The sequence below is a fragment of the Flavipsychrobacter sp. genome, assembly GCA_041392855.1.
Classification (GTDB): Bacteria; Bacteroidota; Bacteroidia; order Chitinophagales; family Chitinophagaceae; genus UBA5543.
The window spans coordinates 2,694,121-2,716,229 of record JAWKLD010000001.1; the positions used below are offsets into that span (position 1 = coordinate 2,694,121).

The window sequence follows — 22,109 nt, forward strand, 5'->3', positions numbered from 1 at the left end:
AATAAAAAGCCCACCATATGGCGGGCTTTTTATTATGTATTGTAATTAGTTACACATTCTTTTTCTTAGCCAATAAGCTATGGTTGCTGTCTACGGCTTTAATGGTATTGGTTAATGTGCCCAATCCTTCTATCTCCATTTCTACCACATCACCATCTTTTAGCCATTGTACCGGGTAGTTAGGGTCGTTCAATAAGCCTGTACCATTCAGCTCCAAGAAGCAACCTGTACCTACAGTACCACTACCTATTACATCACCCGGTAGTATGTCTGCACCGTATGCGCAACGCTCTATGATCTCAGCAAAGGTCCAGTCCATATCGCCTACGCTACCTTCGCTTACCTGTACGCCATTCACTTTACAAGTCATTTTCAGGTCGTAGTTGTTACCTACATGACCTTCCTTAGCAGGCACGCGCCATTTCTCTAGCTCGTCAGGGGTTACCATTATTGGTCCTATCACCGTACTGAAATCTTTACCTTTTGCAGGTCCTAGGTTCAGTTTCATTTCTTCCATTTGCATCAAGCGGGCACTCATGTCATTCATGATCATATAGCCTGCTATATAATTATCTGCTTCTTCGGCGGTAACGTTACGGCCTTTCTTTCCTAATACTACAGCTACCTCAAGCTCAAAGTCCAGCTTGTGGAAATGGTCGGGCATACATTCAATATCACCAGGGCCTTGTATCGCATTGTGATTGGTAAAGTACCATATCGGGAATTGGTCGAACTCTGGTATCATATCCACCTTACGGTTTCTACGAGCAGCAGCTACGTGCTGGCGGAAGGCATAACCATCTCTGCAAGAGCTAGGCTTAGGCACAGGTGCCATAATATTAGCGCCGTTAAAAGCTATTGGAGTTGCGTTAGTATTTTTACCACTTTTAATATCATCCTCAGTTTGGCGAGCTGCAGCTTCATATTGCTCCCAATTATCCAAAAGCTCCTTCATAGTGCCAGGAAGGCGATCGTTAGCAGCATTTACGTCATAAAGACTATCATTAATATAGAAGGCTAATTGCTCTTTCCCTTCTTTAGCATAAGTTACCAGTTTCATATTACTATCTTTTGAGGTTGCAAAAATAACAGATATAAACGGGATATTAAATTGAGGTTCTGTTAACAGTCTTTTTTGTGCCAATTTCTTTATTATTGCAATAGACTAAAACTATACTAATGGCTACTTACGATCAGGTATTTGAGAACAATAAAAAATGGGTAGAAGAGCAAAAAGGCAAAAGCGCTGATTTTTTTGAAGAATTAGCTAAAGGTCAATCTCCTGACTATTTATATATCGGTTGTGCTGATAGCCGTGTACCTGCAAATGAGATCATGGGACTAAGCCCAGGCGATGTATTTGTGCATCGTAATGTGGCTAACCTTGTTAATAACATCGACCTGAACGTCATGTCTTGCATCAACTACGCTGTAGAGCATTTGAAAGTGAAGCATGTAGTGGTTTGCGGCCACTATGGCTGTGGTGGTGTAAAGGCAGCAATGACCTCACAAGACCTAGGCATCTTAAACCCTTGGTTGCGTAATATTCGTGATGTATATCGCTTACACCAAGAAGAGCTTGATGCGATAACAGATGAGCACGCGCGCTATAACAGATTGATAGAAATAAATGTTGAAGAGCAATGTTTGAACGTTATTAAGACTGCAGTAGTACAAAAAATGTATTTAGCGAATAATTACCCTATAGTACATGGTTGGGTGTTCGATCTGGAGACAGGCTTACTAAAAGATCTAAAAGTAGATTTTGAAGGCATGTTGAAGAAGATACAGAAGATATATAACCTAACGGGTGCATAGCATTAGGTTATTGTATTATGATATTGGCAGCAGGGCTTCCTGCTGCTTTTTTTATGGTACTAATATTTTTTGTTCGCCTTTGGTAATAGTAAACTTTATAGTGTTTGCACAGTCATGAGCATCCCCATCTGTTTGCATAAGTTTTAGGTCGGGGTGATGTATAGATATTTCCTTTGCGCGATAGTGCTCCACGTATTTGCTTTTGGTAATAGTGCCATTCATTGCGCGTAGTACCAACATGCCTCCTAGTAGTTTAGGAAATTTGCGAATGATAATAATATCGAAAAGACCATCGGTCCAGCTAGCATCGGGTGCAATTTGAAAGTTGTAACCAAACTGTTTGCCATTAGCTACATTGACCATAAAGGCTTTTTTGTTTATGGTGTTCCCATCAAAAGTGATTTGCCATTCTTTCTCTTTATAAGAGAAAAGGTTGCGGGTAACCAACCATGAATAGATAAGGAATCCTCTTCGCTTACTTGAGGCAAACTCTTTGGATATTATAGCATCAAAGGCAACTCCCGCATTGCTGATAAAGCGTTGATCGTTGGCATAGCCAATATCCATCTTTATTACATTTCCGCTGTTGATTACTTCAATGGCTTTTACAACATCAAGGGGGATACCCATAGAACGTGCCATGCCGTTTCCAGATCCTTTGGGTATTATCGCCAAGCAAGTATCAGTACCCGATAGACCCGCTACTACATCATTGACAGAACCATCGCCACCTACTGCCACTACAGCATAAGCGCCTTTTTGGGCAGCTGCTCGGCTAAGCTCTATACCGTGCTTGGCGTATTGAGTATGTTGTATCTCGTAAGAAAACTGTGTCAGGTTCAGATGGTCGTCAATGGCATTTTGTATGGCCTTCTGACGGTCTACACCCGAATTGGGATTGATAATAAAAACCAGATGTTTTTTATTCATTAAGCTTTTGCTTTCAAGCTCAAGTCCATACTCGCAGCTTGGTGTATCAATGCACCAACAGAAATAAAGTCTACCCCTGTTCTTGCATACGACTCAATAGTGTCAATGTTAATACCTCCGGATGCTTCTGTTTCGTATTTACCATCTATCAGTGCCAATGCTTCTTCTATTTTAGCAGGAGTATAATTGTCCAGCATTATTCTATGCACATTACCTACACGCAATACCTCCTTCACATCATCAAGGGTTCTGGTCTCTATCTCTATTTTTAGGTTCAGCGCATTTTTACGTAGGTAATCATTCGTACGTTCAATAGCTTTAGCAATGCCACCGCAAAAATCAATGTGATTATCCTTTAGCATTACCATATCGTATAGTCCCATACGGTGATTGTAACCACCTCCTATTCTTACCGCTTCTTTTTCATGTGCTCTAAAGAGCGGTGTTGTTTTTCTGGTGTCTAATATTTTAGAGTGGTAACCTTTTATTTTATCTACATATTGACTAGTAAGTGTAGCGATACCACTCATGCGTTGCATACTATTGAGTACCAAACGCTCGGCTTGTAGTATAGTATGCACTTTAGCATCTACCTCAAAAGCCATTTCTCCATTCAGTACTCTGTCGCCGTCTTTTTTGTTGAACGTGAAATTGGCAGCGGGCTCCAGGTATTCAAAAATATCTTGCGCTAAATCGATACCAGCAATAACGCCATCACCTTTTATTTTCAATACAGCCGACCCTTGTGCATCGGCAGGAATAGATGCCAATGTAGAATGATCACCGTTGCCTATATCTTCAGCAAGTGCAGCTTCAATAAATGCTTTGTTATTCACCACTATCTATTTAGTTGTGGCAAAACTACTAAAATGAATGTGGAAATAAGGTTAAGAATTGGGTAGCCATAACAAAGACCCATCTCCATAGCTCAGGAAACGAAAATCGTTCGCCAAGGCATAGTCGTACACTTTTTTCCATTCATTACCTATCATAGCGCCAACTAATAATAGCAAAGTAGACTTAGGTTGGTGAAAATTTGTGATCAACCCTTTAATAACCCTTGGGCGATAGCCGGGTGCAATGAGTATTTGTGTACGTGTTAGTATTTTGGTTTTGTTCTCTCTTTCCATCATGTCAATGATGGCTTGCAGTGCTTCTTCTGTAGTAGCAGTTGTTGCCAACTCATAAGGATCCCACTGGTGTACTGCTATATCAGAAAAATTGATGGTTTGTTTCGCTAAAAGTTTTGCTCCTATCCAATACAGGCTCTCTAGTGTGCGCATAGAGGTAGTGCCTACTGATACGATACCGTCTGAAAGTTTTGCAATGAGTTTTTCTACTGTAGCCTTATGTAGTACTATCCATTCCGCATGCATATCATGCGTTTCCATGGTCTCGCTTTTCACAGGTTTGAAAGTGCCTGCACCTACGTGTAAGGTTACAAAGGCGGTATCAATGTTTTTATTTGCCAGCGATCGCATAATGCTATCCGTAAAGTGCAAACCAGCGGTTGGCGCGGCTACACTGCCTTCTTCTTTGGCATATATGGTTTGGTATCGTTCCTCATCACTTTGTTCTGCATTGCGGTGTAGGTAAGGCGGTAAGGGTACTTTGCCTGCTATATGTAATACTTCGGCAAAGGTCATATCGTTATCCCACTCCAGCGATAATGTAAAGGTACTAGCACGATTGACAATGGACGCTGAAAGTGTAAACTCTTCAAACACCATTTGTAATACCATGCCATCCTTCCACTTGTTGGCACCACCTATCATACATTGCCACCACACTTTGCCTTTGCTCAGCATAGCGGTAGGTACATCTCCATAGCTTTCGTGTGGTTCTAAGCAAAAAACTTCAATCGTGCTACCTGTAGGTTTTTTAAACAATAGGCGTGCGTGTACTACTTTAGTTTCGTTGAATACTAATAGCGTACCCTCTGGTATTTCTTCTGCTATGTCTTTATAAATACGCTCTGTTATAGCTCCTTCTTTGTAGAGCAATAGCTTTGAGTCTGCGCGTTCTGCTAAAGGGTATTTGGCTATCCTTTCGTCAGGTAGCTCGTAGGTAAAATCTTCTATTTTAAGCTCGCGAGGATGAGGCATTATTATCTTATTTCGGGTATGGAGATACCTGTTATTTTACGATATAGGTCGATGGCGTAAAGGTCGGTCATGCCGGCAATAAAGTCTACTACCGATTGTATATCTGAATATAGATGTTGCGTGTCTTTAGTGATAGGAAACTGTTTTGGTATCAGTTGTAATACTTTTTTTGACTTGCTGGTATCTGGATGCAATACCGCATGGATAAATTCTTTCAACAGTCCGCCAATAAGATTATAACCGGCAATTTCTATTTCTACTACCGACTTGTAGTTGTAAATGTATTTTACAGAATACTTATTGATCTCTTCTATTAACGCTTGCTCTCTATCGGGTAGGCAAGCCAACAGATCTTTTTCTAAGTTGCCTGATAGCAATGCTGCTTCGTTGTCTATAAAGGCCTTGGATAGTTTTTCTACCATGAGGTTGATCCACATAGCACGGAGAAATTGCACTTCCTGATTAGCATCTATCATAGCCGCCATCTTGCCTGATAAATAAGTGATCGTGTCCTCATCAAAGAAAGGCAGGAAGAGCTGCTTTAAAGTATCTATGCTGATAATGCCCAATCTATGTGCATCTTCCATATCTATAATGCGATAGCAAATATCATCAGCGGCTTCGGTTAGGTATACAAATGGGTGGCGGGCATATACTTGCTCATAACCCTCTTTTTTAGGAACCCCTAATGTGTCAGCAATAGATTCATAAGTGCTTTGCTCGCTTTCAAAAAAGCCTGACTTCTTAGTAGATACCAACCCCGTCGTTTTATTGAACCCCTCTTTAGAACTACAAGGGTATTTTACTATGGCTGCCAGTGTAGTATAGGTGAGCCTATATCCACCTTCTGTAGTACCGTTGAAGTTGTTGGTCAATGTCCTTAACGCATTGGAGTTCCCTTCAAAAAGCTCAAAATCTTTTAGTTGGTTCTCCGTAAGTGCAGCATGTATTTTGTTTTTGGCTTCCCCTTCTAGCTCGTTAAAGTAAGTACGAATAGCATCTTCACCCGAATGACCAAATGGAGGGTTGCCTATATCGTGTGCTAAGCAAGCAGCAGCTATAACGGAGGGCAGCTCGTAGCGGTAAAAATCTTTAAACTCATCAGATTCGTTAGTGTATTTAGCTGCTATGGTATCTCCAACAGATTTGCCCAGTGAGCGACCAACAGAGGCTACCTCTAAACTATGGGTGAGCCTATTGTGTACAAATACAGAACCAGGTAGCGGGAACACCTGTGTTTTATTCTGCAACCTTCTGAAAGCAGAAGAAAAAATGATCCTGTCGTAGTCTCTTTGAAAAGAGGTACGTACTTGGTCTGACGAGTTGCTTTTAGACACTTTATCACCAGTTCTCCTTGCACTATATAATCCTGCCCAGTTCATATTTATATTTGCTATAAGGTCATTAATACTGCTAATCGCCTTCAAAGATATATTAATGCAACTTTGCTTGTACTTTATTATACATATTGATTAGTATTTTGTGATTATGCACTATATGAAAAAACTAGTACTACTATTTTCGATAATACTTTTCAGTGCTGCGGCAATGGCACAACGTTTAGGCCCTGTAGGTACACTTACGGGAGAGGTGAGAGATAGCAAAACACTAGAGCCGCTCATTAGTGTAACGGTAACTCTGGATGGTACAGCGTTAGGTGCTGTTACCGATATAGATGGAAAATTCACAATAAATAACATCCCGCCTAAGACTTATAGCATTACGGCAAAGTCAATAGATCATAAGAATAGAACCATATATAATGTGGTCATCACGTCGGGTAATGCAGAGATATTAACCATTGACTTGGAACCTAATAGTATAGGACTGAATACGGTTGTGATACGTAGTAAGCCATTTCAGAAAAGAGCGGAAACACCATTGTCCATCCAGTCGTTATCCTCTCAAGAGATAAAGAGTAATCCCGGTGGTAATTTTGATGTGAGCCGAGTGATACAGGCTTTCCCTGGTGTGGGCGGTACGTCGGGTTCGGTAGGTGGCTACCGTAACGACCTCATTATTCGTGGTGGTGCACCTAATGAGAATGTATATTATCTGGATGGTATAGAAGTGCCTGTTATTAACCACTTTGCTACACAGGGTAGCGCGGGAGGGCCAACAGGTATTGTCAATATTTCTTTCATTGACGATGTGACCCTTTATACAAGCGCCTTCCCTGCCAAATATGATAACCCACTATCGGGTGTGCTACAATTGAAGCAGCGACAAGCGAACCCTGAAAAGGTGCAACACAATATAAGGCTTAGTGCTACAGAGCTAGCCTATACTTTGGACGGACCTATAAAGAAAGACAAGCTCACCTTTATGGCATCGGCACGTAGGTCTTATTTACAGTTGCTCTTTAGCGCTTTACAAGTGCCTATTAGTCCGTCTTATTGGGATTTTCAGTACAAAATAGATTATAAGATAAATGACAAATTGAGATTTTATACGTTGGGCATCGGTGCTATTGACAAGTTTCGTTTCAACACGCCTGATGAGTTGAGCCCTGAGAATGTGTATATACTAAGAAGTAATCCGCTAATAGACCAGTGGAACTATACTAATGGCTATGGACTAAAGGGGCTGATGAAGAAAGGTTATTGGAACTTGACCTTTAGCAGAAATATGCTGAACAATGAGCTCAATAAGTTTGAAGACAATCAAAACCCTAACGAAGCACAGCGAACTTTAAAAATAGCATCGCAAGAAGCCGAGAATAAACTACGCTTTGAGTGGAATAAGTTTTATAGCAAATGGAGCTATTCATTCGGGGTGATGGCGCAGTACGATCAGTTTAGTAATAATATCTACAATCGTATACGCAGTGAAGTGCGCGATGCCAATAATAATATCGTACAACCAGCCTTAATTGTACAAGGCAATACCAATATCAACTTTTGGCGGTATGGTGCTTTTGCCCAAGTGGCGCGTAAATTTTTCAAAGAGCGTTTGAACTTATCTCTTGGCTTGCGTACTGATGGCAATACATTTACTACTGATGGTAATAACCTAGGCAAAACCATTTCGCCAAGATTGGCAGGTTCTCTATTGCTTACAGAAAGTATTAAGCTGAATGCATCAGTTGGTAGATACTATAAGATACCTACCTATACAGTATTAGGATATCAAAATAATGGAGCTTTTACTAACCAGTCTGCTTCCTATACACAAAGCGACCACTATGTGGCAGGTTTAGAATACCAGCCTTGGGAAGGAGGAAGATTTACGCTAGAGGGTTTCTATAAGATATACAGCAACTATTCTGTTTCCCTTATAGATAGCATCTCTTTGGCCAATAAAGGTGGCGACTTTAATGTGCTGGGCAATGAGCCTGTTGCTACTACAGGAGAAGGTAAAAGCTATGGTGTGGAGTTTCAGTTTCAACAGAAACTGACCAAACGAGTATTTGCTATCTTATCTTACACCTACTTTAAAAGTGAGTTTGCTAACCTTGATGGCGTGTATACACCTGCCTCTTGGGATAATAGACACTTGTTGTCCTTTATAGGAGGGTATAAGTTCAAGCGTAATTATGAATTGGGCGTTAAGTTCCGCTATCAAGGTGGCGCGCCATATTCTCCGTTCGATAATAATGCATCAAGGATCAATTATCTATCAACTGGTGTGGGTACTATAGACTATAGCCGATTTAATACCCAAAGGCTACAGGGTTTTCATGCTATGGATGTGCGTATAGACAAGAAGTGGAATTTTAATAACTGGACACTGGATGTTTATCTGGATATAAGCAATGTATACGCTAGTGTGCAGCCTCAGTATCCTAGATATACATTTGAACGTACTAAGGATAACACCGCCTTTGCTACTACAGATGGGCAACCCGTAAAACAAGACGGTAGCAATGCCATACCATATATCATCAACGATTCAGACCCTACAGTAATACCAACAATAGGCTTTATACTGGCATTCTAGTACACCTCACTATTGGTCTTGTATTTTCTTAGTCGTTTTTGCGCTCGAAGAAGCTTGCTATGTATGGCATTTTTCTCTTTGGAGGTAAGTACTTTGTCTACATTGTAATCCTCAATGGTTTGTTTGATGATCTCTTGCTCACGCATGAGCTTATTGTACTCTAACTCTGTGATCTTCTTCTTTTTATAAGCATATTTAATAGCTTTTTCCTGCTCTTGCTGTTTGGCTTTGAAGTTTTGCGCATAGCCAGGCACAGCTACTAGAATGGATAATAATACGAGCGAACTAAAGAAGAATACCTTTTTCATATATTGATATTTAGTGCTATAAAGTTAATAAAAGACCTAAAAAGGGCTAAAAACAAGAATTATTATATTTTTTTGAACTTCAGGCAACCATTTAGCACAACCCTGCATTTATATAGTTGTTAGCGCATAACAAAACCTGACTATTGGGAGTACCAGACACATATACCATTGATGAACAGGTAGCTTTGGCAGAATGCCGAAAAGGCAGCCGTATGGCACAAAAGTTCTTCTACGACAAGTACGTGGATAGTATGCTGTTGCTATGTATCAGATATGTGAAAGACCATGAAGATGCTAAAGAGGCTTGTATGGATGGGTTTTACAACTTTTTTAAAAACATAGACAAGTTTGAGTGGCAGGGTGAAGGAAGTATTAGCGCATGGTTGAAGAAAATAGTAGTGAACCAATGTTTGATGCATTTGAGAAAAAAGAAAGATCTGATAATAGCATCGGACGATATGAATGTGTATGAAGGGGTAGCGGTAGACATAAGTGCACTGGATACTATGGCGGCAAAAGAGATCATTAGTTTGATACAAGAACTGCCAGCGGGTTATAGAACAGTTTTTAACCTCTATGCTTTAGAAGGTAAAACACATAAAGAAATAGCAGCATTGTTGCAGATATCGGAAAATACCTCCAAGTCGCAGCTGCATAAAGCAAAGACAATGCTGAAAGAAAAAATAAAATTGATGTACTAAAAAATACAGTGATGAAAAGAGAATTTGAAAAGCTGGGAAAGAGGTTAGACAGTGCCGACTTGAACGATATTATGCCATCGTTTGATAAGCAAGCAGAGTGGTCTGATCTACAAGAGCGCCTGCAAGCAGCAGATAAAAAACGAGTTATCCCTATATGGTTCCGTTATGCTGCAGCAGTGGTGGCAGGGCTTTTGTTGGGTGGGGTTTCTGTCAATCAATGGTTATCTAATGGGGGGGTGACAGCGCCAATAGCGGTAGAACAAACAGCACCAACAACACAGCCTACTATTATCATCAACCAGCCTAGTGTGCCATCATATAATACTATTGAAAATGCCCAAACTGTAGAAGAGGCCGTGGCTACTGTGGAGAGAAAAGAAAAGCCAATAGTAAAAGAACATCAGGTAAAAGAGGCTCCTAAAGAAATTATTGCTACAACAAAAAACGAAGAAAAAATAAAGCCAGCCCCAACAACAATAGCACCAAAGCAAATAGAGCAACAAGAAGAAGTAGTGGCAGAAATAAAATCGCCACTGAAAAGAAAAGCGGTACATCTTTTAGATATAGATAATGAAGACAGGCAGATAGTACTAAGCGATCCGGAGTCTGCGTCGTCAACATTTCAACAATTAAAAAAGCAAGTGGCTCATACACACACTATGAGTGCTAGCAGTACAAATCAGCCCATTGTATTAAGAAAAATGCTAAAAAAGTAAATCATGAAAAGTTATATCATAGCCATATTAATGATCTTTTGTGGTGCGGTATCCACTTACGGTCAAGAAGAACTTCAATTTCCGGTTAAGAATGAAGCAAGGATCAAAAAAACATTATTTCATATTGATCATCTTGATAAGAATCATTTTATAAAAGTAACCCTGCCCAACGACAATTTTCTGCTCATAGATTTTTATAGAATGAGCTACTGGCCTACACCATCAGACCTGCAAAGTGTTTGTGACATTGCTGCTGGTACAGTTGATAATGTATCGGACAAGTTTAAAGACCAAGATGCATCTAAATGGTTGGGCTTACATGTGCCCATGAATAATAAACCAGTTATGGTGCAACTAAAAGAGCATAATGACGATGGAATATTTGTAGTGGATGGACAAGAGTCTGCAGCGTTGAAAATAGGTATGGATACCGTACAGGTGTTGAAGACCTATAAAAAGAATACTGGTAGAAATAAGGAGTTGGAAGAGCTGGCTCAGATACAATATACTTTTGTATTAAAGGATATTAGTGATATGCAGGTGATTGCTAATAACAAGGCTTTGATAGCAGATATCGTACACACATTAGACAGTGTTGTAGCAGCTAAAAGAAGCAGATGGAAAAAAGAAGACATCTGGTACCATAAGGTAGGCATTGCCTATGAACCCATGGAAACTGATAAGAGCGAAAAATTAACTGTTACCAATAGAGGAAACGGTATATTGAAAGGAATAGATGTAGACTACTATATAGGTGCCAGTTTGTTTAGGCATAAGCTTACACCAAATTTAGAGATGGGTGTATCTTATAAATTTCCTGACAACAAAACAGAGTACACCTATTTTAGAGCATCATTCGTAACGCTACCACAGTTTGAACAAGTGAATACTGCACGGTTTGACTTTTACAATACCGTTTCCTTCAATGCAGAGATAGGTACTATCATTAACAGAAAAGTTTCACAAGTACCTATTTATAATACTTCAATAGGGTTTGGATACATTATGAGTGATCATCCAAGTATTGAGCCGCACAATATGTATAGCATGTTTTTCCACTTTGGCGTATCTCCTGCTATAAGGGTAACGGGTAATCTATACTTGTTGGATATGAAGGGGCAAGACAACCAAGTATGGTCGGGGATAACAGTAGCTATGAGATTATTTTAATAAAGGTCGGGCAGGGATTATTTCATCCCTGTCCAATCTTTTAGTTTTTCTATAAGGGCTTTCTCTTCCGCTACCCAATAATTGTCTGCAGCAATAACTTCTTTAAGGTGCGTTCTTGTATTGGTTTTATCTCCCTTTTTATAATAGCCTTCAGCTATATATAAATGTGTTTTGGTACTGTGTTCATTAATGGCCAGCGATTTTTTCATATCACTGATCATCTTGTCTGCATTATCTAACCCGTTGGGCAAGTCTAGTAGAAAGTGATAACTAATGCCACGTAAATAATAACCGAAATCGTCTAAAGGTTTTAGTTTTATATAAGTATCCAAGTAGTCTACCGCAGCCTGTGGCAATCCATTCATAAGACTTAAGTTAGCCAACCCACTATAAGCACTCGCTGTTTTATCATCAAGGGAGATAGCAGTTTCTAAAAACATTCTAGCACTATCTAATCTGTTTCTACGTTCACCCTCATTGGCAGCAACGTTGCCAAACTCAACATAGGTATTACCCATGGTGCTAAATGCAACAGCATCTTCTCGCAGATCGGTAGTGTATAGTGCAGGCAGTAGTAATCTTTTAGCTACTTTAAAATTATTTACAGAGTTATAAAATACAGCGCCGTATCTAGGTGCATTAACACGGCTTTCATCTTCGTCATAATCAAGTGTTGGGTTTAAGAACTTAGATATTAATGTTGCCCAAGCAGGGTCGTCATATTGCTCCGGCCAAGTAAAGAGTTGCTGTACGCCTAAGTTGTGATTAAAGGCATCATTTTCTTCATTCTCTCTCAATAGTATTATAGATACAGGGTCTACATATACCACATTGAAACCATGCCCCCAATATAGCTTCTGTTGCAGCAACGGTAATTGAGAAGTACTAAGAACCACATAGTTGAAATTGTAAATAGAGTCTAAAGCGTAAAATTTGGACGGGTTATAATTCAACTCAAAATAATCGTCAAAAAAAGTGGAAGGAAATATATCCAGATCTCTTAGGTCTATGTATGATTTGAAGTTAGGGTAGTTGTCCCATAGTAAATAAGAGGATATAAAATAGTCTGAAAATGCAGGACCTTTTATGTTGTGTTTCTTAATAAAGTTGGCAGCACCTATAGGGTTATTCAGCATGCTTACATGAGCACCATATTTGTTCGGTGAGTTGTTATACTCATAAAATTGATTACTTACTACACTTGCATACAACAAGGCACCAATAATGATAGTGATCACTGCCCAACGCTTTGATAGTTTATGATACCACCCTTGCTGATTTAGATTGAATCTACTTGCTAAATATGGGATAGCAATAGCTATAGAAGGAATAAATATGATCTCTGTAAAAGGAATATTTCTATTGGCTGATAATGATAAGTAGCCGAATAGAGCTAAAAGAATTAAGTAAGCAACAGTTGTGGGTCTGAATAAGCTAGGTTTGCCTTTGCGCTTGCTGATGATATATACTACCCAAAAAATAACGGCAACTATTATAACTATAAAGTTTGCTTTTGCTTGAAGTGTCCAATACTGAGCTTCGGTAAAAGAAAACAACTCAATGGTATATTTATTAGCACTTAGCTGCCTGAAAATTTCGAAAGGCTGTTTCCAAAGCTGTAGTCCATTGGGATTAAGTAGTATTGCTACAATTGCTGCTAAGCCTACTCCACCAAGTCTTATGGTTTGTTGCAGGTAGTCTTTGTTTTTACTAAGTAGGTAAGACAAAAAACTACCTAAGGCAAATGTGCCGATAATGATAATACCTATTGGATACCCTTCATGCATATTAGCCCAAAGGCACTGTAGTGGTATTAGCCAGAATATTTTTTTCCAGTTGAAAGAAGGATTTTTGAAAAGGATGTAAAGGTATAGGGTGGTCATTAGATGGCTTACCATTTCAGGTCTGCCTGTCATTCGGTTTTCAGCAATGCTAAAGAATAGAAATATGGAGAGTACAGTGAAAAAGTCAGAGTGTTTTATGTCAAAGCGCTTAAAGAAAAGTTGTATCAAGCGAATGAGTAAATAAGCAATAGCGACGTTTATGGCTACTTGAAGCAGTATGACTACATGTGGTCCAAATCCTTTTTCTAAGCTTGCAATAATAAGTTCATACAACCATTTTACGTTTATCCACTCAGTACCTTCCATGGTGTAAGAAAAACTGTCGGTACGAGTAATAGCACCGTTCTCTAACATCCACCTGCCGGTAAGTAATTGCCACCAAACATCGGGTTCTCTAAGTTGCTTTAGTCCAAAAACTATTGCTATTAGGTAACAAAATAGATATGGTAGCTGTTGTATTCTCTTTTGCATATACTAATTCTATGGACTGAAAATACATAATAAGGGGTTGGTTTAAAAATAAAAAGGAGCTTGGCTTTTTTGCCAAACTCCTTCTTTTAAGACACACAATGAATCTTATTGTATCAAAGTAGTAACACCCAGGTCTGTCTCCTGACCATAAGTGACCTTAATATTATTGAGTGTAACATCTGTAAATAATGCTACAGCTGCATCCATAGTAATCGTATAAGTACCTTCAGGCATACCGCTGAATACAAATGTACCGTCGGCATTAGGTATAGCTGTATAAGTATTTACACCGTCTGATGCGTATACGGTGGTCATAGCAGTTTGTGGGAGTACGGTACCCTTTATTTTACCGTTAGTAAGTGCAGTATATGCTCTTATTACGGGTTTAAGGTTGTATTTACCATTACCTGTTTCAACTATTGATTTACCCGCATCAAAGTCTATCCAAAAAGTATAAGAACCTCCTGCTGCAAGTTCTTCATGCAGATTAAGTTTTAGGCCGCTTTCTTGTGCTGATGGTGTTTTAAGAGCATGTGTTTGCCCATTAACTACTACAGAGTTGCTGTCTCCGAGTACTAATCTTATCTGCCCTACTTTACCTACAGGCAAGTCTGCTTGTACCAATAAAGTATCTATGCCGTTTCTAAAATCAAGTAAGTTATAAATACCTGCACGTACCGGTGTTAGTGTAACTGCTGTACTACCTTCAACGGTCACTTCCACTTTTTGGATATCAATATTTACAGCGTCATAGTCGGCAGGCGCATCTGTCAATCGCATAGTCACCTTAGCACTTGTATTAGAGTTGTTTTGGTTGCTAGAGTCTTTTGTACAGCTCGAAAATAGCAAGGCTCCTGCTGTAGCTAATAATACTGTACTTAATATTGTCTTTTTAAATAATCCTTTCTTCTTCATACTCTATTATTTTGGTTTAAGTTTTAGCTATTATATACTTATTAATATAGGTACGATAAAATGGTAACCTTAGTTTTTTCATAAAAAAATGTTAACTAGATAATCTAGGGCATAAAAAAACAGCCTGAAAACCAGGCTGTTACTGTATACTATCCCTTTAAGATATTAGGGAATTATTTTCCGTCCTCTTCTTCTGTTTTGTCGTCTTTATTCTTTTTAGCCAACTGTTGTTCTACTTGCATTAAGAACCAGTCATTAGCTCTTTTCCCCCAGAAAGGGTCTTTCATATCGCTATCATTCTCCATAGCAAAAAGTTCAGATGCTTTCTCAAAATATGGCTTTGCATTTTTTGCACCACCGCCAAACATTTTAGGAGTGAAGAATACTGAGCTACCTTTTAAGTGATATACACGAGGGTTGTCTTTATTAAGTTCCTTGGCTTTGTCCAAATTCTCTCCAAATATCTTACCGTATTTCTGCCAGCGATTTTTACCATCTACAGACATTCTCGCTTGTGCAAGCATAGCTTTTAATACATAAGTTTCATCAGTTTCTTCACCAAGTAATGCTATTGCTTCTTGTAGTTCTGTCTCCGCTTCATCTATCATTGCATCTTTTTTTTCCATCCCTTCTAGTATGTAAGATAGCTGTGCTTTTGTATAGGCATTATAGTAGTGTGCTGCCCAGTCATCTTTCCATTTTTTAGCGATAAGCCCCATTCTATTGCTAATAGCTGTTTTGGCTTCTACATCTTCATATCTTGTTGTATCAAAATTGGTGAACGTGTTTTTTAAAACAGTGTTCATGTCTTGTGCATATCCACTAGTAGTTATTAGTGCTGCACATAGTAGTGTTAAGAAAAAGCGTGTCATATAGTTTTAGTTTTCAGTTACAAAATTATAATTCATCAAGGTCAAATGCTGATAGTGAGAAATTAGCACCTACGAATACCGAGCGGTATACTGCTGGCACAATAGGATAGCGGTTCCCATTAGCATATCGATATCCAAATACATTCTTTTGGTTAGTAACGTTATCAACACCTGCATACACCACTACAAACCATTTTTTAATAGAGGTGAGGTAGTTAAAGGTCATACTCAGGTTGTGAAAATCGGGAGTGCGGTCTCCTAAGAATTCAGTATTGTTAGGGTTATAGTATGGTCTGCCACTTGCATAGTTATAAGTAAGGTTCACTTGTGTTTGCAATTTTTCGATAAAGTATTTACTTACTACATTCATATTGTGCGTGGCTATAAATGTAGGTTGTGCTTCTACTGGATAGTTTTGAAATAGTCTTCTTGTATCAATATAGCTATACGATACCCAGAAGTCTCCATTCTTAACCGTTTCCTTATCTCTAAAGAATAGTTCGGCACCTTGAGCATATCCACTACCTGTATTACTTATACTGCCATTAGGGAAACGGAAAGTGTTGGCGTTAAACGCCCCTGCTACTTGCTCTCTTATCAGTTGGTCATAATCTTTATAATAAGCTTCTACGCGTATTGTACGATTCTTATGCATGTACTGATAGTTGGCTATGTAGTGTACTGATTTTTGAAAACCCGGTTTGCTACCTGCCAAATAATATTGTGGGTCGGCCAATTGGTAAAACATACCACTAGCTATAGAGAACTGACCATGTAGCCCTGCTCTTAAAGCAAGTGCCAACCTCGGCGCTACAGAAGTTGTACTTACTAATTGGCTATTAGTAACACGCACACCCGGTTTTACAGCCAGCCAGTTAATGGGTGTCCAGTTCATTTCCAGATAGCCTGATACTTGTGTTTCATTAAAGTTGGTATTGAATACACTAAATGTTCTATCATAGTTGAAATGTTGAAATTCGCCACCCATCAAAAAACTTAGTCTTGTTGTTGGGTAATAGTTGAGCTCTGCTCTTGCCTGAGTACGATAGTCTTTAGATAAGCTTGGTATGGTATCAAACTTAGCATCGTCTTCATTAAAACTATAACCAACAGCGACATAAGAATTCCATTTCTTGTTTAGCTTCTGCTTATAAGATACGGTGCTGTATACAGTACTGTTTGTTAACCCAAAATCTAAAGATTTACTACCATCTGTAGGATCGGGTAGTCTTGTGCCACTTTTGAAACGTTGGTAATTGACCAATGCTTTTATGATACCATCTTTTTTAGGTGTGTAGGTAAACTTTGTAGAAGCTCCTATACCTTGTGGCGCTTCATAGAAGTCGAAGTTGGTTTTCGCGATGCTGTAGAAAGGAGATACATTCGTATAAGATGCAGACCCTTCTATGCTTGTTTTCTCAAATACTTTTGACCCCGAAGCATAAACACCTGCCATGTTTAAGCCTAAGTTAAGCGTACTCTTGCTAGGTTTATCATTACTATTTAGCTCCAATACCGAAGATAGTGCCTGACCATAGCGCGCACTATAACCACCACTACTAAAAGCTACTCCTTTGAATTGAAAGGCACTAAACCTACTACGCGCTGCCACACCAGGTGCTGTACTTAAAAAAGCATTTTGTGCGGTAAGTCCATCAATGATAACAGCGGCCTCACTGGCGTCACCACCACGAACGAATAGACCTGTTTGTGCACCTTGTTGTTGTGTGCCAGGTAGTGTTTGTATGGCTTTGGCAATGTCGGCTTGTGCACCTGCAGTAGTTACAATATCCAGTGGTTTTAGTACTGCTTGTTTTCCGCTTGATGCCTCGAAAGAGCCTGCTGTTACAGTTACCGCTTCCAGCATGTTGGTGTTCACTTTCATTTTTAGCACTATGCCTGTTACATCTCCATTCACCTCAATGGTCATACCAGCATCCATATGGGTTACCTCTGTAGCTACCAATACTTGGCTGCCTTTCTCTGTAGTTTTGAAACTAAAATTTCCCATACTATCAGAAGTGCCGCCATCTAATGTATTATCTAAATACACACTAGCACCATTAACAGGTGCTCCGCCTTTACCGATTATTTTACCACTAATGGTATACTGTGCCGTTGCTGCAACGGTTAATAATGACAAAATGGGTAGAAAGACTAAGCTTTTTAGTAAAGTAGATGTTTTAGTCATAAGGCAGATGCTGTATGTTAAATTCCTTTTTGGTGATATAATATGGCGCAAGTTACACATGACATTGTTATGACAGAAAAATATTTCGGCTAGATACTAAAAAATGTAGGTGAACGAATAGTAGGTGTCGGTTAGTAGAAATATTACTTATAGTTAATCCCTATATTAAGTCAATGTTAAGAACTTCTATTTGGCATTATACTTGTCTTAACAAAATTCTAAAGCATTTTTCTATGATACGCCAACTACTATTACTCTGTACTGTGATTATTATGATCTCGTCATGCTCTGCCCCACGTGTTTATTTCCCTGATAGGGTAAATACTCCGGGCCTTAAAGAGAAAGGAGATGGTAATGTTGTAGTAGCCGCAAACCTACATATACCCGATCAGGATACAACTTTTACAGGTTTCGATTGGTTTTCTCCTTCAGTAGACCTGAATTATGCTTTTTCAGATAATTTTGGTGTAATAGCATCTTATCGTTCCGTGCTCAATAGAAATAGACCCCAGCCCTTTAACGACTCCTTAGGCGTAGCTGATTTTGGTGGTGTTTTTAACGGATATAGATTTGATCTGGGTTTTGGTTTCTTTTCCAAAATGGGTTCTAAGGGGCTTGTAGAGATTTATTTGGGTGGTGGCGCAGGAGAGATGAGTCGTAGGGGTTCTGTTACTCCTGTGTTAGATTACAACACTAAATATTACCGCTACTTTGTACAGCCAGCTATTGGTTTTTATGTAAGGGAGAAATTTTCGGTAATGTGGGGCTCAAGGTTTGTAGTGCAGAAGTATACAGACTTTACGAGCAATGATCCCTTGGCTAAATATTATATAACCGATAAATATTTTGATATAGGCAAAAGCCAAACGCCTAGCATTACTTCTCTTACCTATGCATTTGCAGAACCTTTTGTCAACCTAGAGTTTGGTGGTGAGGTTGTAAAGTTTAATATGCAATTTGGCTTAGGGTTCAGGATCAATGGGGGCAATTATAATGATATTATGCCAGGTGGCGGGCATATGGATTTTGGTGTCAAAATTCGCAACCCACATCAGTTATTCAAAAAATAAAAATAGCCACCGATATTGGTGGCTATTTAGCTTAATTCCTTTCTACTTGTTGGGTAGTAGCTACATCTTTTTTCTTACGAGATATGCCTACGGGTGTAAGTGCAAACTGTAATATCAGTACCCCAATAAGTATAATGGTGGTCACTATTGTGTTGAGCTTTGTCTCGGGCTTGCGTATACCATTAAAGAAGTACAGTGGTAGCAGCACAAAAAACGACAAGGATAGTGTGAGTATCCATATCACCCTTGCACCCGGCCAGTGCATAATTAGAAACAAGGCAGATATAAAATACAGTATACCAGCTAGTGTACCCACTCCTAGTATTATCTTTTCTCGCCCTGTATCTACTTCTTTAGTTTTTAATAGAAAGACCAATGGCAGAAATACCAAGCTGAACACCACCATGCCCGAGAAGATGAGTATACCCGCCCCGGGCCAGTGCCCTATTTTAAATATGGCACCCATTACCAGTATACATACGGCAATAGCACCACTTATTATCATCGACTTTTTCATTAGATAATAGTTTTTGATGTTTAATAAATTGATGGTCTCCTCTTCTATCTCTTTCAACTCGGTAGTATAAAACTGTTGTAGGGTTTGTTGATAGAGCTGTTTGAAATTGTCGCCATCTTTATAATCGCGCTCAATGATGCAACAGATATGATCTAAGAGGTTTAACTGCAGATCCTCCATGCTAACGCCATTACGTCTAATGTCGTCAGCGATATAGTCTATTTGCTCATCGGTCAACGTATACATACTTATACAGAAGGTTTGAGGTCCAGCAAAAAGGTCATGGTCTCCATAAAGGCAGCAAACTCGTTCACCTTCTCCTCACTCTTAGTAGTACCCGCAGGGCTAATGGCATAGTACTTGCGCACCCGCTTGCCTATATGTACCTGCTCGGTGGTTACCAGCCCGTCCTTCTCCAAAGCATGGAGCGTAGGGTATAGTGCCCCCTCGGTTATCTGTATTCTGTCTTTGGTGAGTTCCTTCACCTTTTGGGTGATCTCATAACCATACATCCTGTCTTGCTCGGTAAGCAGCTTGAGGATAATGGTCTTAAGCGTGCCCTTTATGAGTTCTGAAGAAAATATCATAACCTAGTTTATTAATGCCTAAGACAAAGATACATAAGAATCCAATGTATTAACTAATTTTTTGTAAAAATTATTGTGTGAGCAAACAAATGCTGCTACAAAACAGAGGTGTACATATATGTAGTGCTATGGTTATTGTTAGGTATTTACCTTGTTGCCCATGAGTGGAGAACAAGAGTATATGCAACTTATTGGTAAGCGAATAAGACAAGTAAGAAAGCTTAGAGGCTATAGCAGTCAGGAATCGTTTGCATATGAGCATGATATTTCGCGTACCCAATACGGTAGATATGAGCGAGGTGAAGGACTACACGTCAGCAGTTTGATAAAGCTGGTTAGAATATTTGATATGACCTTAGCGGAGTTTTTTAGTGAGGGGTTTGAGTAAAGAAATATATAAATTGTGTCATGGCTGATGTACACGATAAGAAAACAAGAAGTTATAACATGAGCCAAGTAAAAGGCAAAGACACAAAGCCTGAATTGTTGGTTCGCAAATTTCTTCATGCTAATGGGTTCAGGTATAGGTTACATGTTAAAGACCTTGCCAGTAAGCCAGATATTGTTTTACCCAAATACAATACTGTAATATTTGTTCACGGCTGCTTTTGGCATGGGCATAAAAACTGTAAGTATTTCACCATACCTAAAACAAAAACAGAATGGTGGACAAAAAAGATAAACGGTAATATAGCCAACGATCAAAAAACGATACATCAATTACAAGGTGCAGGTTGGAATATAATTACAATATGGACTTGTGAGTTAAAACCTAAAAAGTTAGATGAAACATTAAGCAATTTGATAGATAAACTTACACTTTAGTCGTAAGTTGTTTGAAGTTCACCTAAAAGAGTATTTTTGAACATGAGTCGTTCTGTAGTGCAAAAGATAAGGAAGCCGAAACCAATAGTAAAAGAGTTGGCACTAGGAGTTGAAAAAAATATTCCTTTTCCCGGACCAAAAGAGGGAGAAGAAGATTTTACATTTATTGACCTGTTTGCAGGTATTGGTGGTTTTAGGTTAGCTATGCAAAACCTGAATGGCAGATGTGTATTTACATCAGAATGGGATGCATCTGCACAGAAAACGTATGAAGTGAATTTCGGAGATCGACCACATGGAGATATTACCCAAAAAAGCACTAAAGATGCTATACCGAAAAAGTTCGATGTTTTATGTGCAGGTTTTCCTTGTCAAGCATTTTCTATAGCGGGTAAACGTGGCGGGTTTGAAGATACTAGGGGTACATTGTTTTTTGATGTTGCAGAAATCATTAAAAAGCATCAGCCCAAAGCTGTTTTTTTAGAAAATGTAAAGGGATTATTCAATCATGATAAAGGCAAAACGTTAAGCACAATTCTAAACACGTTAAGAGACGATTTGGATTATTATGTGCCTGACCCGCAAATCATAAACGCTAAATATTATGGTGTACCACAGAATAGAGAACGGATTTTTATTGTAGGCTTCAGAAAGAACTTAGCCATTACCGATTTTGAATACCCGCAATCGAAAGATATAGCAGTTAAGGTTAGTGATATAATAGAAGAAAACGTTGTTAGTGCTAAGTACTATTTGTCTACTCAATATCTAAGCACGTTAAGAGCGCATAAGGAAAGACATGCACAAAAAGGTAACGGTTTTGGTTATGAGATTTTAAAAAACGAAGGCGTTGCAAATGCCATTGTAGTAGGTGGCATGGGGCGTGAACGTAACCTAATAATTGATAAACGTTTGAAAGACTTTACTCCTGTAACAAAAATAAAAGGTGAAGTAAACAGAGAAGGGATAAGAAGGTTAACACCAAGAGAGTGGGCCAGGCTTCAAGGGTTCCCTGACGAATTTAAACTGGAAGTAGCAGACGCTTCTGCTTATAAGCAGTTCGGCAACTCGGTTGCCGTACCTGCAATACAAGCAACTGCTCAAAAAATAATTAAGAAAATTCTATAACT

Annotated in this window: 21 protein-coding genes; 9 read left to right on the forward strand and 12 right to left on the reverse strand. The window is 39.0% G+C overall.

Annotated features, from left to right (window positions below; all coding sequences use genetic code 11):
- Window positions 1-49: 49 nt before the first annotated feature.
- Window positions 50-1,060, reverse strand: a complete 1,011-nt coding sequence (locus R2800_12420; GenBank protein ID MEZ5017853.1) for a fumarylacetoacetate hydrolase family protein — start codon at window positions 1,058-1,060, stop codon at window positions 50-52.
- Between the two features lie 119 nt (window positions 1,061-1,179).
- Here R2800_12420 and R2800_12425 point away from each other — a divergent pair, with 119 nt between their 5' ends.
- On the forward strand, window positions 1,180-1,818 hold the full coding sequence (locus tag R2800_12425; GenBank protein MEZ5017854.1) for a carbonic anhydrase: 639 nt from the start codon (window positions 1,180-1,182) through the stop codon (window positions 1,816-1,818).
- A 51-nt stretch (window positions 1,819-1,869) separates the two neighbouring features.
- Here R2800_12425 and R2800_12430 read toward each other — a convergent pair whose 3' ends face one another.
- The 4 genes from R2800_12430 to R2800_12445 are packed head-to-tail and all read right to left on the reverse strand — an operon-like array spanning window position 1,870 to window position 6,235.
- Complete coding sequence (locus R2800_12430) at window positions 1,870-2,748, reverse strand: diacylglycerol kinase family lipid kinase (protein MEZ5017855.1); 879 nt, start codon at window positions 2,746-2,748, stop codon at window positions 1,870-1,872.
- Window positions 2,748-3,584: a carboxylating nicotinate-nucleotide diphosphorylase gene (nadC, locus tag R2800_12435; GenBank protein ID MEZ5017856.1), complete on the reverse strand. Its 837-nt coding sequence runs from the start codon at window positions 3,582-3,584 to the stop codon at window positions 2,748-2,750. Before nadC ends, R2800_12430 begins: the two co-directional genes overlap by 1 nt.
- Window positions 3,585-3,635: 51 nt before the next feature.
- Window positions 3,636-4,853, reverse strand: a complete 1,218-nt coding sequence (locus tag R2800_12440; GenBank protein ID MEZ5017857.1) for an S-adenosylmethionine:tRNA ribosyltransferase-isomerase — start codon at window positions 4,851-4,853, stop codon at window positions 3,636-3,638.
- A gap of 2 nt (window positions 4,854-4,855) precedes the next feature.
- Complete coding sequence (locus R2800_12445; GenBank protein MEZ5017858.1) at window positions 4,856-6,235, reverse strand: deoxyguanosinetriphosphate triphosphohydrolase; 1,380 nt, start codon at window positions 6,233-6,235, stop codon at window positions 4,856-4,858.
- A 115-nt stretch (window positions 6,236-6,350) separates the two neighbouring features.
- Here R2800_12445 and R2800_12450 point away from each other — a divergent pair, with 115 nt between their 5' ends.
- Window positions 6,351-8,792 carry a TonB-dependent receptor gene (locus R2800_12450; protein MEZ5017859.1) on the forward strand — a complete coding sequence of 814 codons (2,442 nt, stop codon included), beginning with the start codon at window positions 6,351-6,353 and terminating at the stop codon, window positions 8,790-8,792.
- Here R2800_12450 and R2800_12455 read toward each other — a convergent pair.
- Window positions 8,789-9,100, reverse strand: coding sequence for a hypothetical protein (locus tag R2800_12455; GenBank protein ID MEZ5017860.1), 312 nt, complete (start codon window positions 9,098-9,100; stop codon window positions 8,789-8,791). The two genes, R2800_12450 and R2800_12455, sit on opposite strands and share 4 nt — an antisense overlap.
- A 143-nt stretch (window positions 9,101-9,243) precedes the next feature.
- Between R2800_12455 and R2800_12460 the strand changes: the two genes are divergently transcribed.
- Genes R2800_12460 through R2800_12470 form a run of 3 tightly spaced genes read left to right on the forward strand, consistent with a single transcriptional unit; the run spans window position 9,244 to window position 11,687 of the window.
- Complete coding sequence (locus tag R2800_12460; protein ID MEZ5017861.1) at window positions 9,244-9,801, forward strand: sigma-70 family RNA polymerase sigma factor; 558 nt, start codon at window positions 9,244-9,246, stop codon at window positions 9,799-9,801.
- An 11-nt stretch (window positions 9,802-9,812) separates the two neighbouring features.
- A complete protein-coding gene (locus R2800_12465; GenBank protein ID MEZ5017862.1) occupies window positions 9,813-10,517 on the forward strand; it encodes a hypothetical protein in 705 nt (234 codons plus the stop codon).
- A gap of 3 nt (window positions 10,518-10,520) precedes the next feature.
- Complete coding sequence (locus R2800_12470; GenBank protein ID MEZ5017863.1) at window positions 10,521-11,687, forward strand: hypothetical protein; 1,167 nt, start codon at window positions 10,521-10,523, stop codon at window positions 11,685-11,687.
- A gap of 17 nt (window positions 11,688-11,704) precedes the next feature.
- Here R2800_12470 and R2800_12475 read toward each other — a convergent pair whose 3' ends face one another.
- From R2800_12475 to R2800_12490, 4 genes are all read right to left on the reverse strand, one after another.
- Entirely contained in the window at window positions 11,705-14,002 is a 2,298-nt protein-coding gene (locus tag R2800_12475; protein MEZ5017864.1) for a hypothetical protein, read from the reverse strand.
- A 105-nt stretch (window positions 14,003-14,107) separates the two neighbouring features.
- Window positions 14,108-14,917 carry a DUF4382 domain-containing protein gene (locus R2800_12480; GenBank protein ID MEZ5017865.1) on the reverse strand — a complete coding sequence of 270 codons (810 nt, stop codon included), beginning with the start codon at window positions 14,915-14,917 and terminating at the stop codon, window positions 14,108-14,110.
- A 173-nt stretch (window positions 14,918-15,090) separates the two neighbouring features.
- Complete coding sequence (locus R2800_12485; GenBank protein MEZ5017866.1) at window positions 15,091-15,789, reverse strand: hypothetical protein; 699 nt, start codon at window positions 15,787-15,789, stop codon at window positions 15,091-15,093.
- Between the two features lie 25 nt (window positions 15,790-15,814).
- Window positions 15,815-17,980 carry a TonB-dependent receptor gene (locus R2800_12490; GenBank protein MEZ5017867.1) on the reverse strand — a complete coding sequence of 722 codons (2,166 nt, stop codon included), beginning with the start codon at window positions 17,978-17,980 and terminating at the stop codon, window positions 15,815-15,817.
- Window positions 17,981-18,213: 233 nt separating this feature from the next.
- Between R2800_12490 and R2800_12495 the strand changes: the two genes are divergently transcribed.
- Window positions 18,214-19,050, forward strand: coding sequence for a hypothetical protein (locus R2800_12495; GenBank protein MEZ5017868.1), 837 nt, complete (start codon window positions 18,214-18,216; stop codon window positions 19,048-19,050).
- A gap of 31 nt (window positions 19,051-19,081) precedes the next feature.
- On the opposite strand, the gene R2800_12500 is transcribed toward R2800_12495, so the two are convergent.
- Complete coding sequence (locus R2800_12500; GenBank protein MEZ5017869.1) at window positions 19,082-19,813, reverse strand: hypothetical protein; 732 nt, start codon at window positions 19,811-19,813, stop codon at window positions 19,082-19,084.
- Between the two features lie 2 nt (window positions 19,814-19,815).
- A complete protein-coding gene (locus R2800_12505) occupies window positions 19,816-20,154 on the reverse strand; it encodes a PadR family transcriptional regulator (protein MEZ5017870.1) in 339 nt (112 codons plus the stop codon).
- A 160-nt stretch (window positions 20,155-20,314) separates the two neighbouring features.
- On the opposite strand from R2800_12505, the gene R2800_12510 reads away from it, so the two are divergent.
- Genes R2800_12510 through R2800_12520 form a run of 3 tightly spaced genes read left to right on the forward strand, consistent with a single transcriptional unit; the run spans window position 20,315 to window position 22,107 of the window.
- Window positions 20,315-20,542 (forward strand): helix-turn-helix transcriptional regulator, encoded by a 228-nt coding sequence (locus tag R2800_12510; GenBank protein ID MEZ5017871.1) that lies wholly within the window; start codon window positions 20,315-20,317, stop codon window positions 20,540-20,542.
- Window positions 20,543-20,562: 20 nt separating this feature from the next.
- Window positions 20,563-20,979 (forward strand): DNA mismatch endonuclease Vsr, encoded by a 417-nt coding sequence (vsr, locus tag R2800_12515; protein ID MEZ5017872.1) that lies wholly within the window; start codon window positions 20,563-20,565, stop codon window positions 20,977-20,979.
- A gap of 42 nt (window positions 20,980-21,021) precedes the next feature.
- Window positions 21,022-22,107 (forward strand): DNA cytosine methyltransferase, encoded by a 1,086-nt coding sequence (locus R2800_12520; GenBank protein MEZ5017873.1) that lies wholly within the window; start codon window positions 21,022-21,024, stop codon window positions 22,105-22,107.
- Window positions 22,108-22,109 lie beyond the last annotated feature (2 nt).

What these genes read in the sequence shown, in the direction of transcription:
- vsr (MEZ5017872.1), top strand. Translation starts at nt 20,563, where the DNA reads ATGGCTGATGTACACGATAAGAAAACAAGAAGTTATAACATGAGCCAA.
- R2800_12505 (MEZ5017870.1), bottom strand. Translation starts at nt 20,154, where the DNA reads ATGATATTTTCTTCAGAACTCATAAAGGGCACGCTTAAGACCATTATC.
- R2800_12485 (MEZ5017866.1), bottom strand. Translation starts at nt 15,789, where the DNA reads ATGACACGCTTTTTCTTAACACTACTATGTGCAGCACTAATAACTACT.
- R2800_12520 (MEZ5017873.1), top strand. Translation starts at nt 21,022, where the DNA reads ATGAGTCGTTCTGTAGTGCAAAAGATAAGGAAGCCGAAACCAATAGTA.
- R2800_12445 (MEZ5017858.1), bottom strand. Translation starts at nt 6,235, where the DNA reads ATGAACTGGGCAGGATTATATAGTGCAAGGAGAACTGGTGATAAAGTG.
- R2800_12510 (MEZ5017871.1), top strand. Translation starts at nt 20,315, where the DNA reads ATGAGTGGAGAACAAGAGTATATGCAACTTATTGGTAAGCGAATAAGA.
- R2800_12480 (MEZ5017865.1), bottom strand. Translation starts at nt 14,917, where the DNA reads ATGAAGAAGAAAGGATTATTTAAAAAGACAATATTAAGTACAGTATTA.
- R2800_12475 (MEZ5017864.1), bottom strand. Translation starts at nt 14,002, where the DNA reads ATGCAAAAGAGAATACAACAGCTACCATATCTATTTTGTTACCTAATA.
- R2800_12420 (MEZ5017853.1), bottom strand. Translation starts at nt 1,060, where the DNA reads ATGAAACTGGTAACTTATGCTAAAGAAGGGAAAGAGCAATTAGCCTTC.
- R2800_12440 (MEZ5017857.1), bottom strand. Translation starts at nt 4,853, where the DNA reads ATGCCTCATCCTCGCGAGCTTAAAATAGAAGATTTTACCTACGAGCTA.
- R2800_12490 (MEZ5017867.1), bottom strand. Translation starts at nt 17,980, where the DNA reads ATGACTAAAACATCTACTTTACTAAAAAGCTTAGTCTTTCTACCCATT.
- R2800_12455 (MEZ5017860.1), bottom strand. Translation starts at nt 9,100, where the DNA reads ATGAAAAAGGTATTCTTCTTTAGTTCGCTCGTATTATTATCCATTCTA.
- R2800_12425 (MEZ5017854.1), top strand. Translation starts at nt 1,180, where the DNA reads ATGGCTACTTACGATCAGGTATTTGAGAACAATAAAAAATGGGTAGAA.
- R2800_12430 (MEZ5017855.1), bottom strand. Translation starts at nt 2,748, where the DNA reads ATGAATAAAAAACATCTGGTTTTTATTATCAATCCCAATTCGGGTGTA.
- R2800_12495 (MEZ5017868.1), top strand. Translation starts at nt 18,214, where the DNA reads ATGATACGCCAACTACTATTACTCTGTACTGTGATTATTATGATCTCG.
- R2800_12450 (MEZ5017859.1), top strand. Translation starts at nt 6,351, where the DNA reads ATGAAAAAACTAGTACTACTATTTTCGATAATACTTTTCAGTGCTGCG.
- R2800_12470 (MEZ5017863.1), top strand. Translation starts at nt 10,521, where the DNA reads ATGAAAAGTTATATCATAGCCATATTAATGATCTTTTGTGGTGCGGTA.
- R2800_12500 (MEZ5017869.1), bottom strand. Translation starts at nt 19,813, where the DNA reads ATGTATACGTTGACCGATGAGCAAATAGACTATATCGCTGACGACATT.
- R2800_12465 (MEZ5017862.1), top strand. Translation starts at nt 9,813, where the DNA reads ATGAAAAGAGAATTTGAAAAGCTGGGAAAGAGGTTAGACAGTGCCGAC.